Genomic DNA, 14,720 nt, shown 5'->3' with positions numbered 1-14,720 from the left:
TCGGACTGACCATGGCGCCGCGGCTCGGCGTAGCTGCCGGTGTTGGTCTGATCCTGTTTTTCACCGGTGCCCTCGTCGCCCACATCCGAGCCCGCGTCTTCTACAACATCGCATTCCCGGGTCTGTACCTGCTCCTCGCGGTAGCGTCAGCCGCCTACATGATTCATATCGCGGTCGGATCGTGACTCACATTCACTGCAACGACATTCACTGCAACGACATTCACTGCAACGACATTCACTGCAACTACCGCCGCGCGCATGGCGCATCCGCCGGCCGACCGCAGATGTCGTCGAGTACCGCCTCCTGGGGGCGATGATCGGCTCAGCGCAACTCGGCGATCACCTTCGAGAAGTTGTCGATGTGGTTGTCCTGCACGGTGAATGACGTGATCCCATACGTTTCGCGGTAGCCGCGCAACGTGTCGGCCATCTCGCGCGGCGTCCCGCTGAGCACCGAGGGCATGCGCAGCAGTTCGTCATCGGAGAGCTCCGAGGCGTACCTGCGGGTCATCGTCAAGTCGGGCACGCGCGAACCGTCGGTCGGCACGGCGGTGATGGCCAGATTGAGCTCCAGCGAGGCGAACCGGGCACCGGCAGCGCTGCGCACGAAGTCGACACGCTCGGCCAGCGGGTCGTCGACGTCTCGGACCCGGGAACCGGTCAGGCCGATGACGGTGGCGTGCCGGGCGGCCAGGGTCAGCACCCGGTCGCCGTTGCCGGCGATCAGGATCGGCATCGTGGGGTGGTGCTCCTTGAGGTACGTCGTCATGTGCTCGAGGTAGTCGACCCGGGCGCCGGCGCTCGGGTACGGCAGCTCGGCCGCCTCGAACTCCTCGCGGACGTAGCCGGTGCCCAGCCCGGCCTCGAGGCGGCCGTCGCTGAGCACGTCGAGGGCCTGAAGGTCCCTGCTGAGCAGGGCCGGCTTGTAGAAGGCGGCATTGAGCACATACATGCTCATCCGCATCCGTGTGGTGATCATCGCGGCCGCGGTCAGTGTCGGGAACGGTGCGGCTGCGCCGATGTGGTCAGGTACGCACAGCACGTCGAAGCCGGAATCCTCGGCGCGCTTGACCTTCTCCTGCAACCCCTCGCGGGATTTGAAGAAGCGCATGCTCATCCCGAAGCGAAAATCCTTGGCCACCAACAACCTCCGTTTAACAGTAGGAAAAACTCACCAACGGTTGGCCGCGTCCACCAACCCTCGCACCAAGCCGGCGGTGACCGGCGGCAATCCGTCGTCGCCGGGCGGTGGCCTGCGCGGTCCGAGGCCCCGGACGCGCACGGACAACTCGAGCTGGGCCCCGCCGTCACGCACGCGGTTGACGGGGTTGTCCGGATGCAGGCCGCGCAGTGCGCGCGGGATCTTGTCGAGTTCCGTGACAACCTGATATCCGCTCAGCCGGACGTGCTGGGCCAGGTGGGTGGCCAGTGCACGGTTGCGGCCACCGGCCAGCAGCTGGGTACTGCGCCCGATGCGGCCGTAGCCGTGCAGCGAGACCGCGACGTCGACGTGGTCCACGAACTCGGCGAGCCGCGCCGACTCGGTGGGGTCGAACAAGGCCGAGGGCAGGTGGTGCGGGTAACGGTCGGGATGGCGCAGCACGTACAGCGAGGCCCCGGCGGCGTCTGCGGCGCGTTCGGCGATGGCGTCGGTCATCTTCTCGAGGCCCCCGTGAATCGCGAGAAAGCCGAAGCGCGAGCGCATTCGGCTGACCTCCACCATCCCGGGCTCGCTCAGCAGCTCCGAAAGCGACTGTGGTGCAAGCCCGATGGCTGGTACCTCGCGCTTCCAGTGCGCGGGATCCCACCGGTGCAGAAACGAGATCCAGCGCTGTGGCAGGCCGTGGTGGACGGCGCCGTCGATGATGAGTGGCAGGTAGCCCGGCCGCGGTGGGCCGGGAATCACCCGGTGGTCGATGTACACCCAGGCCGGCGTGCGGCTCCCGTCGGTGGCCACGGTCAGCCGCTCGCGCCGGTAACGTGCGGGCACGCCCTCGGCCGCGTCGAGGGCGGCCAGGTCGCTGTCGGAGATCTGCCAGAGCACCCCGTGCACCTGGCTGCCGGCAAGAGGCTCGATGGTGGCAACGCCGCGCTGGTTGATGAGCCAGTCGTGATCGGCGAGCACGGCCGGCCGCGGATCGGCCGCATCGGGACAGCGCAGCGCCATCTGACTGACGCACAGGTTCGATCCGTATGCGAAGTAAGGATGCCGCCGGGCCGGCATCTAGCCGGCCACCGTCAGCCAGATCAGCACCACGTTGAGCAGACTAACCATCACCGCGACCGCCCACCCGATAACGGTGGTGACGGCATGGTTGGCGTCGGCGCCCATCAGCCGGCGGTCGCTGGTGAGCCTGATCAGGGGAAGTACCGCGAACGGTATCCCGAACGACAGCACGACCTGCGAGAGCACCAGCGCGCGGGTGGGGTCGAACCCGAACGCCAGGATCGCCAGGGCGGGGCACACCGTGACCAGGCGGCGCACCACCATCGGCACGGACCGGTGCAGCAGCCCCTGCATGATCATGGCGCCGGCATAGGCGCCCACCGATGACGACGCGAGTCCCGAGGCAAGCAGACCGATGGCGAACAGCATCGCGATGGCCGGCCCCAAAGTGTCGTGGATGGCGCCGTAGGCGCCGTCGATGGACACGCTGATGTCGCGGTGTTCCAGGTTGATCGCGGCGACCAGCAGCATCGCCGCGTTCACCGTCCCGGCAACCGCCATCGCCAGCACCACGTCGAGGCGGGTGACACGCAGCAGCATGTCCCGGCGCGGGCCCTGGTCGGGATGCCCGTGCCGGTCGAGGGCCAGACCGGAGTGCAGGTACACCGCGTGCGGCATCACCGTCGCGCCCAGGATCGCGGCGGCCAGCAACACGCTCTCGCTGCCCCGGAAGCGCGGCAGCAGCCCGCCGATGACGGCGCCGGGCGGGGGCGTCTTGACGAAGAAGCTCGCCGCGAAGCCGATCGCGATCACGAGCAGCAAACCGGTGATCACGCGCTCGAAGACGATCTGGCCGCGGCGGTCCTGGACCGCCAGCAACAGCAGGGACACGACTCCGGTGACGATCCCGCCGATCAGCAGCGGCAGGCCGAACAGGATGCGCAAGGCGATGGCACCGCCGATGACTTCGGCTACGTCGGTCGCGATCGCGACGATCTCGGCCTGGATCCAGTAGGCCAGCCGCGCCGGACGGTTCATCCGCCCGCCGATCGCGGCAGGCAGCGAACGGCCGGTCACCAGCCCGAGCTTGGCCGACAGGTACTGGACCAGGCCCGCCAGCAAGTTGGCCGCCACGATGACCCAGAGCAGCAGGTAGCCGAACTGCGCGCCGGCGCTGACGTTGGCGGCGACGTTGCCGGGGTCGACGTAGGCGATGGCGGCGACGAACGCGGGCCCGAGCAGATACCAACTCGTCTTGAGCCCGGACCGGGTGCCCTGCGCCAACCTGTCGACCCCCTCGATTCAGTTTCCCGAACAAAAAAGTAAGGTTATCCGAATTCGCCGACGTGCGGTCCCGCCCGGGCCCGGCGTGCGGGTTTTGGCGTCACCCGGGGATCACCCGCGGATGTAGAGCCCGCGGCCGGTGATCAGCGGCAAATCCAGTGTGGTCCGGATACCGGCCGGCGCGGCAACCACTGCGGGAATCGCGTTGACGACCCGCATCGCGGTGGCGACCAGCCCGGCGTGGTTGTGGTCGCCGAGGCGGCTGCCCAGGCAGACGTCCATAGCATAGGACGGTTCGCCGGTGATCTCGATGCGGTAGGAGCCGCCCGGCTGTGCGGGCTGAGGCCAGTCGGGGCACAGGTCCTCTCGCAGCCGGGTCACATGCTCGAGCACGACGACGGGATCGCCGTCGACCATCCCGAACACCTCGAAGCGCAACGCCGCCGCGGTCCCCTTGGCGATATGACCCGAGGCGATGTCGAAGTCCTCGGGTGCCGGTTCGCGGACGTAGACTTCGGCGACCTCGTCGAGCGTCACCCCCAGGCCCGCCGCCAGCTGCCGCACGACCGAACCCCACGCCATGCTCAGCACACCGGTCTGCAGCAGCATCGGAATCTCGTCGAGCGGCTTGCCGAAGCCCATCACGTCGAACATGACGGTGCGGCTGTCGTAGGTGGCGTAGTCGACGATCTCCATGCAGCGGATCTGCTGGATGTTCTGGCAGGTGCCCGCCAGGGCCAGCGGCAGCAGGTCGTTGGCGAAGCCGGGGTCGATCCCGTTGACAAACAGGCTCGAATTGCCTTCCTGCGCAGCAGCTTCCAGTGGTGCGATCAGATCCTCGGGGATCACCTGCCACGGATACTGCAGAAAGACCGGACCGCTGCCGACCACGTTGACGCCCGCCGCCAGGATGCGCCGATAGTCGTCGAGGGCCTCGGGCAGGCGGTGGTCGGCCAGCGCGGTGTAGACGGCGCACCGCGGTCCGGTGGCCAGCACGGCGTCCAGATCGGTGCTGGCCAGCACGCCGGTCGTCTCCGTCAGGCCGGCAAGCTGTGCCGCATCCTTGCCGGACTTGGCCTCCGAGGACACCCAGACGCCGGTGAGCTCGAACTGCGGATTGGTGATCAGCGCCTTCAGCGCGTGGACGCCGACGTTGCCGGTGCCGAGTTGGACGACGGGTATTGGCATGACTGCTCCTCTAGAGGTCGGGTTTCACAGGTCGGGCACGGGTATGTCGAGATTGGGGTAGGTGAGACCGCCGTCGACCTCCAGCGTCTTGCCGGTGAGGAAGCTACCGGCGGGCGACGCCAAATAGACTGCGGCGGCGGCAATGTCGGCCGTGTCGCCCAGGCGGCGCATCGGCGTCGCCTTCTCCATCGGCGCGCGCAGCTCGTCGTTGGAGGCCACCACGTCCAGCGCGGAGGTCAGGATCGAGCCCGGCGCGATGGCGTTGACCCGGATGCGCGGGCACAGATCCAGGGCGGACAGCCGCGTGTAGTGGGACAGGGCGGCCTTGGCGGTGCCGTAGGCAGCGAACCCCCGCCCGGCCAGGCGGCCCATGGTGGAGGTGATGTTGATGATGCTGCCGCCGCCGGAGTGCTCGAGCATCAGCGGCGCCGCCGCGACGGTCAGCGCATGCGCGGTGGCGACGTTGAAGGTGAATGCGTCCTTGAGGTCCTGGGTCGAGGTGGTCAGCAGCGTGTTGGGCATGGTCCCGCCGACGTTGTTGACCGCGATGTCCAGGCGGCCGAACGCCTCGACGGCCTGAGCGGCCAGGTGCGCGGTCGCTTCCGGGTGGGCCAGGTCGGCGGCGACGGTGTGCGCGCGGCGACCGGTGGCGCGCACCTGTTCGGCGACGGCGTCTAGTTGGGACTGGGTGCGCGACGCGATGAGGACGTCGGCGCCGGCTTCGGCGAAAGCCACGGCGATGGCGGCACCGATGCCGCGGCCGGCACCGGTGATGACGGCGACTTTGTCGTCGAGGCGGAACCTGTCGAGGATCATTGCGGCCTTTCTTCGTTGAGTCGTGGGCCGAACGGTAGCAAGCTCCGCCGTCCCGGCGAAGGTCTTTTCTGGAACAGGTTCTAGTTTTGCACAAGGGCGCGCGGATGTGACGTGCGCCATAGCGGTAACGTCGGCGTCTGAGTTGAACGGGCGGAGTCCGTGCTCGGCAGCAACCGACGTTTGCGCGCCGTTAACCTTGGTCCTGTTAGCTTCGGGGCTGCAAGGAAGACGGCTGGTCGGCGGGTCGCGGCTGCGTGCGGCGACGATCACCTCCCATCCCTACCGTGAGGATGTGAATGAAACTCAACCGATTTGGCGCCACGCTGGGTGTCCTGACCGCCGGGGTGCTGGTTGTGTCGGGATGCGGCAGCGACAACAACTCCAACGCGGGGCACGCGACGACGGGCCAGTCGTCAGCGAACGTGAGCTGCGGCGGAAAGAAGGCGCTGAAGGCAAGCGGATCGACGGCGCAGGCGAACGCGATGACCCGCTTCGCCAACGCGTTCGAGCAGGCCTGCCCCGGCCAGACCCTGAACTACACCCCCAACGGCTCGGGCGCCGGGATCACCGAATTCACGGGTAACCAAACCGATTTCGGCGGCTCAGACTCACCGTTGACCGCCCAGGAACACACCAAGGCGCAGCAGCGCTGCGGCTCGCCGGCGTGGGACCTGCCGGTGGTGTTCGGCCCGATCGCGATCACCTACAACGTCAAGGGCCTCGCTTCGCTCAATCTCGACGGCCCCACCGCGGCGAAGATCTTCAACGGCGCCATCACCACCTGGAACGCCCCGGCCATCCAGAAGCTGAACGCGGGCGCCACCCTGCCCGCGGAGCCGATCCACGTGGTGTTCCGCAACGACCAGTCGGGGACCACCGACAACTTCCAGCAATACCTCGATGCGGCCTCCGACGGCGCGTGGGGCAAGGGCGCCGGCAAGACGTTCAACGGCGGCGCCGGCGAGGGCGCCAAGGGCAACGACGGCACGTCGGCGGCGATCAAGGCCACCGAGGGTTCGATCACCTACAACGAATGGGCGTTCGCTCAGGCCCAGAAGCTGAACATGGCCAAGATCGTCACGTCGGCGGGTCCGGACCCGGTGGCGATCAGTGCCGACTCGGTGGGTAAGACGATCTCCGCGGCCACCATCGAGGGGCAGGGCAACGACATGGTGCTCGACACGCTGTCGTTCTACAAGCCGACGCAGGCCGGCTCCTACCCGATCGTCCTGGCGACCTACGAGATCGTCTGTTCGAAATACCCCGACCCGCAGGTCGGCACGGCCGTGAAGGCATTCCTGCAAAGCACCATCGGCGCAGGGCAGAATGGGCTGGCCAACAACGGATACATCCCCATTCCCGACGCGTTCAAATCCAGGCTGTCGACGTCGGTGAACGCCATCAGCTGACCCCGGGACGTCATGACGCCAACAACGGTATCCACCCCGCCGAGCAGTCGGTCCGCTGCGCCGGCGGCGGCCGACACCCGCGCGGGTCGGCGCGGCGACCAGCTGTTCAAGTCGGTCGCCGTGGCGGCCGGCGCGACGATCGTCATCGCGATCGCGATGATCGCGACCTTCTTGTTGATCCGTGCCGTCCCGTCGCTGCGCGCCAACCACGCGAACTTCTTCACCAGCGCCGACTTCAACACCACCAACCCCGACAAGCTGGCGTTCGGCATCCGCGAGCTGTTCATGGTCACCGTGCTGAGCTCGTTCACCGCGCTGGTGTCGGCCGTGCCGATCGCGATCGGGATCGCGGTGTTCCTCACCCAGTACGCGCCGGCACGGCTGTCCCGCCCGTTCGGCGCGATGGTGGACTTACTGGCCGCGGTGCCCTCGATCGTCTTCGGGCTGTGGGGGATTTTCGTGCTGGCGCCCCAGCTCGAGCCGGTCGCGAAATTCCTCAACCGCAACCTCGGGTGGTTCTTTCTGTTCAAGCACGGCAACGTCTCGCTGGCCGGCGGCGGCACCATCTTCACCGCCGGCATCGTGCTCTCGGTGATGATCCTGCCGATCATCACCTCGGTGTCGCGCGAGGCGTTCCGCCAGACGCCCGACATCCAGAAGGAAGCCGCTCAGGCGCTCGGCGCCACGAAGTGGGAGGTGGTGCGGATGACTGTGCTGCCCTTCGGACGCAGCGGCGTCATCGCGGCGTCGATGCTGGGCCTGGGCCGGGCTCTGGGGGAGACCGTGGCGGTGCTGATCATCCTGCGTTCGGCCGCTCAACCGGGTCAGTGGTCGTTGTTCGACGGTGGCTACACCTTCGCGTCCAAGATAGCGTCGGCGGCGGCCGAGTTCAGCCGGCCGCTGCCCACCGGCGCCTACATCGCGGCGGGTTTCGCCCTGTTCGTCCTGACGTTCGCGGTCAACGGCCTCGCCCGTGCGATCGCCGGCGGAAAGGTCAACGGATGATCCGCACCGGCGTCGAGGAAGGGCCGAACTCGTGACCGCCGACGCGTTCGACCGGCCCGTCAAGGCGGACGTCTTTCACCGTCTGAGCTTGCGACGGCGCGTCAGCAACAACGTCGCCACCGCGTTCTTCCTGGCCTCCTTCGTCATGGCGCTGGTGCCGCTGTTGTGGGTGCTCTCGGTCGTGGTGTCGCGGGGCTGGTATGCCGTCACCCGGGCGGGCTGGTGGACGCACTCGCTGCGCGGCGTGCTGCCCGAACAGTTCGCCGGCGGCATCTACCACGCGCTGTACGGGACGCTGGTTCAGTCGGGGGTGGCCGCCTTCCTGTCGGTGCCGCTGGGCCTGATGGTCGCGGTCTACCTGGTGGAATACGGCTCCGGCAGACTGCCGCGGTTGACGACCTTCATGGTCGATGTGCTGGCCGGGGTCCCGTCGATCGTGGCAGCGCTGTTCATCTTCAGCCTCTGGATCGTCACGCTGGGATTCCAGCAGAGCTCCCTTGCCGTGTCGTTGGCGTTGGTGCTGCTGATGCTGCCGGTGGTGGTGCGCTCCGCCGAGGAGATGCTGAGGCTGGTGCCCGACGATCTGCGCGAGGCCAGCTACGCGCTGGGTGTCACGAAGCGGAAGACCGTCGTGCGGATCGTCTTCCCGATCGCGATGCCCGGCATCGTCGCAGGTGTCCTGCTGTCCGTCGCGCGCGTCATCGGCGAGACCGCGCCGGTGCTCGTGCTGGTGGGGTACAGCCGCTCGATCAACTTCGACGTCCTGCACGGCAACATGGCCTCGCTGCCGCTGTTGATCTACACCGAACTCACCAACCCCGAACGAGCCGGTTTCCTGCGTATCTGGGGCGCGGCCCTGAGCCTGATCATCATCGTGGGCGTCATCAACCTCATCGCCGCGGCGGCCCGTTTCGTCGCGAACCGGCGTCGCTGAACGGCGCGCGGGACTGCTCGGCCGCCGAGTCGTTCGCAGCTGTTTTGCCGTCGCTGTCTCAGCGGCCGCCCGAACGTGCCTTCACGCTGGCTTCCAGCTTGGCGAGCAGGTCGGAGACGTCTTCGGCCTCGTCGAGATCCCTGGGTCGTTCCTCTGTGGTGAACGCTTCCCCGCCTTCGAGTTTGGCGTCGATGAGCTCCTGGAGCTGCTCCTGGTAGGTGTCGTGATAACGGGCCGGGTTGAACTCCTCGGTCATCGACTCCACGACCTGCCCGGCCATGGTGAGCTCAGCGGGTTTGATCTCGACCTTCTGGTCCAGTACGGGAAAAGCGGGATCGCGGATCTCGTCGGGCCACAACAGGGTGTGTATCACCATCACGTCGTGTTTGCCGAAGTCCTTGACGCGCAGCGCCGCCAAGCTGGTCTTGTTGCGCAGCGTGAAGTGGACGATCGCCATCCGCTCGGCATCGGCGAGTGCCTTGGCAAGCAGCACATAGGATTTCGGAGACTTCGAGCCGGGCTCGAGGAAATAGCTGCGGTCGAACATCATCGGGTCGACCTCCTCGGCCGGCACGAACTCGAGCACTTCGATCTCGTGGTTGCGTTCCTCGGGCAGGGTCGCGATGTCGTCGTCGGTGATCACCACCATCTGACCGTCCTCGGACTCGTAGGAGCGGGCGAGGTCACCGTAGTCGACCACCTGGCCGCACACCTCGCACACGCGCTGATACCTGATGCGGCCGTTGTCCTCGGCGTGCACCTGGTGGAACCTGATGTCGTGGTCTTCGGTGGCGCTGTACACCTTGACCGGCACGTTGACCAGCCCGAACGCGATCGAGCCCTTCCAGATGGGGCGCATGTAGGTCAGTATGCCCACCCGGTCGGCCCGTTCACAGCGCACCGGGCCGCGTGCGATCCGTCGCGGCGTCCAGCGCTGCGCGGTCGGGCAGGTCGGCGCCGGGCCGGCCGATGGTGAGCGCCGACGCCAGGCTCGCTGTGTGCAGCGCGGTCGTCAGCGCGTCCAGCCCGATCCGGCCGAGGTCGGCCCGCCGCTCGGCGCCGAGCAAACCCAGCCCCCACAGCGCGTCGAGCAGGCCGACGGTGAAGGCGTCGCCGGCGCCGACGGTGTCCACCACCCGGGCCGGCCGGGCCGACACCGCGGCCTCGCCGGCCGCGCACAGCGCCAGCGAGCCTCGCTCGCCCATCGTCACGGCGACGATCGCGGGTCCCGAGGCCAGCCAGGCGCGCATGGTCTGCTGCGGCTCCCGGTCGGGCTCGATCCAGCGCAGGTCCTCGTCGCTGACCTTGACCACGTCGCTGCGCTCGATGAGGCGCTCGATGCGTTGACGGGCCAGGGCTCGGTCCTCGATCAGGGACGGTCGCACGTTGGGGTCGAAGCTGACGGTTGCCGACACCCGGTAGGTCTCCACCAGTGCCGCGACCGCCAGGCACCCCGGGTCGCGCACGGCGGCGATTGATCCGGTGTGCACCAGCAGCGGCGGCGCGACCTCGGGTGTCGCGGACAGCTGCCAGTCCAGGTCGAAAGTGTAGGCAGCCGAGCCGTCGGCGCCGATCGTGGCCACCGACCGCGGCGTCCGGGCTGCGGAGACGCTGCCCGGAACCAGCTGTGCTCCTGCGGCTTTCAGGTGCGCCTCGATGCGATGCCCCGAGTCGTCGTCGCCGATGTGGGTGAGGAAATCGACAGCGTGGCCCAGCCGGGCGAGCCCGACAGCGACGTTGAGGGGGCTGCCTCCGACATGGTCGGTGGTGCCCCGGTGTTTGACGACGTCGATCAGCGCCTCGCCGATCACCAGCGCGTTACTCATGTGGTGTCGACGCTACCGGCTGGCCCAGCCTGCAAGTACGTTGAGGTCATGGGGTCCACGGCGCACGCGCGGGTGAGGCTCACCAACGCCGACAAGGTGCTGTATCCGGCCACCGGGACCACCAAAGCCGACGTGTTCGACTACTACACGCGCATCGCCGAGGTGATGATCCCGCATATCGCCGGCCGCCCCGCCACCCGCAAGCGCTGGCCCGACGGGGTCGATGAGGATTCGTTCTTCGAGAAGCAGCTGGCCTCCTCGGCGCCGGACTGGCTACCGCGCGCCAGCATCGAGCACCGGTCCGGGACGACGACCTATCCGATCATCGACAGCGTGGATGGGCTGGCCTGGATCGCGCAGCAGGCGGCGCTGGAGGTGCACGTGCCGCAGTGGCGGTTCGTCGCCGAACGGACCCGCGGCACGGCCGGGGTGGGGGCACCTCCCGCGTGCGGGGGAATCAAACCCGGCCCCGCCACGCGGCTGGTGTTCGACCTCGACCCTGGTGAGGGCGTGACGATGGCGCAGCTGGCCGAGGTGGCGCTCGCGGTCCGCGACCTGGTCGCCGATATCGGCCTGACCGCCTTCCCGCTGACCAGCGGCAGCAAGGGTGTGCACCTGTACGCGCCGCTGGCCGACCCGGTCAGCAGCCGCGACGCCTCGGCGCTGGCCAAACGCGTTGCGCAGCGTCTGGAAAAGACGATGCCCAGACTCGTCACGGCGACCATGACCAAAAGTCTGCGCGCGGGCAAGGTCTTCGTGGACTGGAGCCAGAACAACGGGGCTAAAACCACCATCGCGCCCTATTCGCTGCGCGGGCGCCGACATCCGACGGTCGCCGCGCCGCGCACCTGGGAGGAACTCGAGGACCCCGCGCTGACCCAGCTGCGCTACGACGAGGTGCTGGCCCGTGTCGAGCGCGATGGCGACCTGCTGGCCCTCCTCGACGCCGGCGCGCCCCTGCCTGACCGGCTGACCGAATACCGCAGCATGCGGGACGCCGCCAACACCCCCGAGCCCGTTCCGATAGTCAAACCGGTTACCGGCCGGGGCACTACGTTCGTCATTCAGGAGCACCACGCCCGCCGGCTGCACTACGACTTCCGGCTGGAGCGCGACGGGGTGCTGGTGTCGTGGGCGGTGCCCAAAAACCTGCCCGAGACGACGTCGGTGAATCGCCTGGCGGTGCACACCGAGGACCACCCGCTCGAGTATGCCGGATTCCAGGGCGTCATCCCCAAGGGGGAGTATGGGGCCGGCACGGTGGTCATCTGGGACTCGGGGACCTACGAGGCCGAGAAGTTCCGCGACGACCCCGCCGAAAAGGGGGAGGTGATCGTCGTCCTGCACGGCAGCCGGATCTCGGGGCGCTACGCGCTGATCCAGACCAACGGCGATCGGTGGCTGGTGCACCGGATGAAGGACCAGAAGTCGTTCGTTTTCGACAAGATAGCGCCGATGCTCGCCACGCACGGTTCGGTGTCGGGGTACCCGGCCGCCCAGTGGGCCTTCGAAGGCAAATGGGACGGCTACCGCCTGCTGGCGGAGGCCGACCATGGCGCGTTGCGGCTGCGGTCCCGGCGTGGCCGCGACGTCACCGCCGAGTATCCGCAGTTCCATTCCCTGGCTGCGGATCTGGCCGACCATCACGTGGTGCTCGACGGCGAGGCCGTCGTCCTGGACCGCTCCGGTGTGCCCAGCTTCCATGCGATGCAGAACCGCGGCCGCGGCGCCCGCGTCGAGTTCTGGGTCTTCGACCTGCTCTACCTGGACGGCCGGTCGCTGCTGCGGGCCCGCTACTCCGACCGGCGCAAGCTGCTGGAGACCCTGGCCGTCGGCACCAATCTCGTTGTTCCCGAACTGGTGCCCGGCGACGGCACGCAGGCGCTGGAGTATTCGGCCGCACACGGGTGGGAGGGCGTGGTGGCCAAGCGGCGCGACTCCACCTACCAGCCCGGCCGGCGGTCGGCGTCGTGGGTCAAGGACAAGCACTGGAACACACAAGAAGTCGTCATCGGCGGCTGGAAGGCCGGCGAAGGCGGGCGCAGCGGTGGCATCGGTTCGTTGCTGATGGGCATCCCCGATGCCGACGGCCTGCGTTTCGCCGGGAAGGTCGGCACCGGATTCACCGAGCGCGATCTGGCGAACCTGAGGAAGACGCTGGCGCCGCTGCACACCGACACGTCGCCGTTCAGCCCGCCGCTGCCCCGCGCCCAGACCAGGCGCGTGACATTCGTCGAGCCGGTGCTGGTGGGCGAGGTTCGCTACAGCGAGTGGACCCCCGATCACCTTCTGCGCCAATCGAGTTGGCGCGGTCTGCGGCCGGACAAGGAACCAAGTGAGGTGGTGCGGGAATGAAATGGGTGACCTATCAAGGCTCGCAGAGCGAGCGCACCGGGGTGCTCTCCAGGCCGCGCTCGGTGCCGGCTCGGCCCTCGGCGACACCGTGATCGGGTCCGGGTCGACCGCGCAGCTGGATGGGCCTTCGCCGAGGTCGTGTCCTTTGTGTCGCGCGGTGCGGGCCCGAGCGCGGGCCGAAGACCGTGAGCAGTACATACAGCGCACTGGCGGTGGCAATGGCGTTGGCCAATAGCGCGACGCCGGTGTTGGTCGGCGAGAGCTGGGCCGTTGTGCTACCCGAGCCGACGACGGCGATGAGCAACGCGGCGGTGCCGAGAAACCCCGCCAGCATGGGGCCCGCCGTCGCTCCCAAGCGCTCGGGGCGGAATCGGCGGCGGCTTGCGGGGCGATTCAGACGGCTCGCGTGAGGCGGCGGGTGAGGTAGAACGGCTCCACCGGGCCGACCACGACCGCGGCGCCCACCGGCCCAGCGGCCGCAATGAGGCGCGTGTCGATGTGCGAGTTCTCGTGATCCCACACCGACTCCCACAGCCCGTGAAAGATGTAGGCGCGCAGGCCGCCATCGGCATGCGCGTTGCGCAGGATCTCGGTGGACAGCGCCCTGCGATAGAGGCGGTTGTCGCGCGTGCCGGCCTGGCCCATGCCCGCTGGGTCGTTCTGCGGCTCGAAAGTGTTTTGAGCCACTTCGAGCAAGGCCATCACCTTGGGCTCCCAGGCTTCGCGGTCGGTGTCGTTGATCATGACGTGGTTTTCCACGGTGACGGTGTCGCGTTCGGGCTGATCCAGCGGAGCGCGCAAAAAGTCTTCGATCTGCTGCGCCGTGGTGTAGATGCCGTGGCGGTCACCCGCGCCCACGGTCTGATACACGGCGCGATAGGCCGCCAGCTCGGGCGACTGCGGCGCGACCCCGGCATGCAACAAGGGTTGCAGGCGCGTGGCGAAGTCGGCCTCAAGATCGGCCACACTGGCGCTGGCCGCGTCGGCGAAGCGGATGAAAAGGCTGTAGAAATAAGGCTGCACGCCCGCTTCAGCACCGTCGAGGTATGCCGTCGCCAGCACGCCTTTGTAGGACTCGGGGTAGTTCTTCACCATGGTCGAATCGCCGCTCATCTGTTTGAGCGAGAGCTGTAGGAAGCTCGGCTTGCCGCGCAGGGCCACACCCAGGGCATCGATGGCGGCGAGCAGGGCGGTGTGCTGCGCGCTGGTCACGCGCAGCTCGGCGTACAGGGTGATGGCGCCGTCGAGCCCGCGCAGGGCTTCGGTCGACCAGGGATGCGCCAGAGCGTTGGCGTGCATGGAAGCCATGGGGGTCGAAGTACCGTTCATGTAACAACACTCCTTAGGTCGGTGGATCGTTTCTCTACACCGACCAGTGCGTCGAAAACCGGAAATGAGAGGACGTCCCGAGTCTCGTGGAGCTTCGGTGGCGGTCCGGTGAGCATCAGGCTGCGCTCACTTCGTCATTGTGCATGATGGGTCCGACAGGTTCGGTGAACTGCTGCTCGAGTGCGATGCGAAGTGCTGTCAGGCGCAGGCGTCCGTTCACGCGGCGGAACTGCTTGCCGGCCGCGACCATCCCGGCCGCGCACCAGCGCAGCGCCATCTTGCCGTTGCGCCAGCGTTTGACGTTGCGGCGTGTTCGCGGCAGATGGAGATCATCGACTCGATGGTGTTGGCCGAGCGCAGGGTGCGGGCCAGCGTGGGCGGTACGCGATCGGCATCGGCGGCGCG

The 14,720-nt window shown here is 68.0% G+C and carries 14 protein-coding genes and 1 pseudogene; 5 read left to right on the top strand and 10 right to left on the bottom strand.

What is annotated here, in order from left to right; all coding sequences use genetic code 11:
* Positions 1-185 (top strand): DoxX family protein (locus ACOJVU_RS15960; protein ID WP_421530669.1); only part of this gene is annotated, 185 nt, incomplete at its 5' end.
* A 139-nt stretch (positions 186-324) separates the two neighbouring features.
* Here the strand turns inward: ACOJVU_RS15960 and ACOJVU_RS15955 are convergent.
* From ACOJVU_RS15955 to ACOJVU_RS15935, 5 genes are all read right to left on the bottom strand, one after another.
* The gene (locus ACOJVU_RS15955) at positions 325-1,149 is read right to left on the bottom strand and encodes an LLM class F420-dependent oxidoreductase (protein WP_421530668.1); all 825 of its coding nucleotides are present in this window, start codon (positions 1,147-1,149) and stop codon (positions 325-327) included.
* 24 nt (positions 1,150-1,173) lie between these two features.
* On the bottom strand, positions 1,174-2,226 hold the full coding sequence (locus tag ACOJVU_RS15950) for a poly-gamma-glutamate hydrolase family protein (protein WP_421530667.1): 1,053 nt from the start codon (positions 2,224-2,226) through the stop codon (positions 1,174-1,176).
* Positions 2,227-3,471: an Nramp family divalent metal transporter gene (locus ACOJVU_RS15945; RefSeq protein ID WP_421530672.1), complete on the bottom strand. Its 1,245-nt coding sequence runs from the start codon at positions 3,469-3,471 to the stop codon at positions 2,227-2,229. It abuts the gene before it with no gap.
* 93 nt (positions 3,472-3,564) lie between these two features.
* Complete coding sequence (locus ACOJVU_RS15940) at positions 3,565-4,641, bottom strand: diacylglycerol kinase (RefSeq protein WP_421530666.1); 1,077 nt, start codon at positions 4,639-4,641, stop codon at positions 3,565-3,567.
* A gap of 24 nt (positions 4,642-4,665) precedes the next feature.
* On the bottom strand, positions 4,666-5,457 hold the full coding sequence (locus ACOJVU_RS15935; protein ID WP_421530665.1) for an SDR family oxidoreductase: 792 nt from the start codon (positions 5,455-5,457) through the stop codon (positions 4,666-4,668).
* A gap of 296 nt (positions 5,458-5,753) precedes the next feature.
* On the opposite strand from ACOJVU_RS15935, the gene pstS reads away from it, so the two are divergent.
* The 3 genes from pstS to pstA are packed head-to-tail and all read left to right on the top strand — an operon-like array spanning position 5,754 to position 8,805.
* Positions 5,754-6,866, top strand: a complete 1,113-nt coding sequence (gene pstS, locus ACOJVU_RS15930) for a phosphate ABC transporter substrate-binding protein PstS (protein WP_421530664.1) — start codon at positions 5,754-5,756, stop codon at positions 6,864-6,866.
* Positions 6,867-6,878: 12 nt separating this feature from the next.
* The gene (pstC, locus tag ACOJVU_RS15925) at positions 6,879-7,871 is read left to right on the top strand and encodes a phosphate ABC transporter permease subunit PstC (protein ID WP_421530663.1); all 993 of its coding nucleotides are present in this window, start codon (positions 6,879-6,881) and stop codon (positions 7,869-7,871) included.
* A 31-nt stretch (positions 7,872-7,902) separates the two neighbouring features.
* The gene (pstA, locus tag ACOJVU_RS15920) at positions 7,903-8,805 is read left to right on the top strand and encodes a phosphate ABC transporter permease PstA (protein ID WP_421530662.1); all 903 of its coding nucleotides are present in this window, start codon (positions 7,903-7,905) and stop codon (positions 8,803-8,805) included.
* A gap of 58 nt (positions 8,806-8,863) precedes the next feature.
* Here the strand turns inward: pstA and ACOJVU_RS15915 are convergent, their stop codons facing one another.
* Together ACOJVU_RS15915 and ACOJVU_RS15910 are read right to left on the bottom strand one after the other, a co-directional pair.
* Entirely contained in the window at positions 8,864-9,664 is an 801-nt protein-coding gene (locus ACOJVU_RS15915; protein WP_421530661.1) for a Ku protein, read from the bottom strand.
* Between the two features lie 31 nt (positions 9,665-9,695).
* The gene (locus ACOJVU_RS15910) at positions 9,696-10,631 is read right to left on the bottom strand and encodes a carbohydrate kinase family protein (RefSeq protein ID WP_421530660.1); all 936 of its coding nucleotides are present in this window, start codon (positions 10,629-10,631) and stop codon (positions 9,696-9,698) included.
* Between the two features lie 48 nt (positions 10,632-10,679).
* Between ACOJVU_RS15910 and ACOJVU_RS15905 the strand changes: the two genes are divergently transcribed.
* Positions 10,680-12,986: an ATP-dependent DNA ligase gene (locus ACOJVU_RS15905; RefSeq protein WP_421530659.1), complete on the top strand. Its 2,307-nt coding sequence runs from the start codon at positions 10,680-10,682 to the stop codon at positions 12,984-12,986.
* Between the two features lie 13 nt (positions 12,987-12,999).
* On the opposite strand, the gene ACOJVU_RS15900 is transcribed toward ACOJVU_RS15905, so the two are convergent.
* From ACOJVU_RS15900 to ACOJVU_RS15890, 3 genes and pseudogenes are all read right to left on the bottom strand, one after another.
* Positions 13,000-13,320: a hypothetical protein gene (locus ACOJVU_RS15900; protein ID WP_421530658.1), complete on the bottom strand. Its 321-nt coding sequence runs from the start codon at positions 13,318-13,320 to the stop codon at positions 13,000-13,002.
* A gap of 59 nt (positions 13,321-13,379) precedes the next feature.
* On the bottom strand, positions 13,380-14,315 hold the full coding sequence (locus ACOJVU_RS15895; RefSeq protein WP_421530657.1) for a hypothetical protein: 936 nt from the start codon (positions 14,313-14,315) through the stop codon (positions 13,380-13,382).
* Between the two features lie 115 nt (positions 14,316-14,430).
* Positions 14,431-14,699: pseudogene (locus ACOJVU_RS15890) on the bottom strand (IS256 family transposase); the annotation flags it as partial.
* Positions 14,700-14,720: the final 21 nt, after the last annotated feature.

Origin of the sequence: Mycobacterium sp. THU-M104 (genome assembly GCF_049197365.1) — a bacterium.
Taxonomy (GTDB): Bacteria; Actinomycetota; Actinomycetes; order Mycobacteriales; family Mycobacteriaceae; genus Mycobacterium.
Note: the sequence above shows the minus strand (reverse complement) of the source record. Positions and strands in the feature narration are given on the sequence as shown.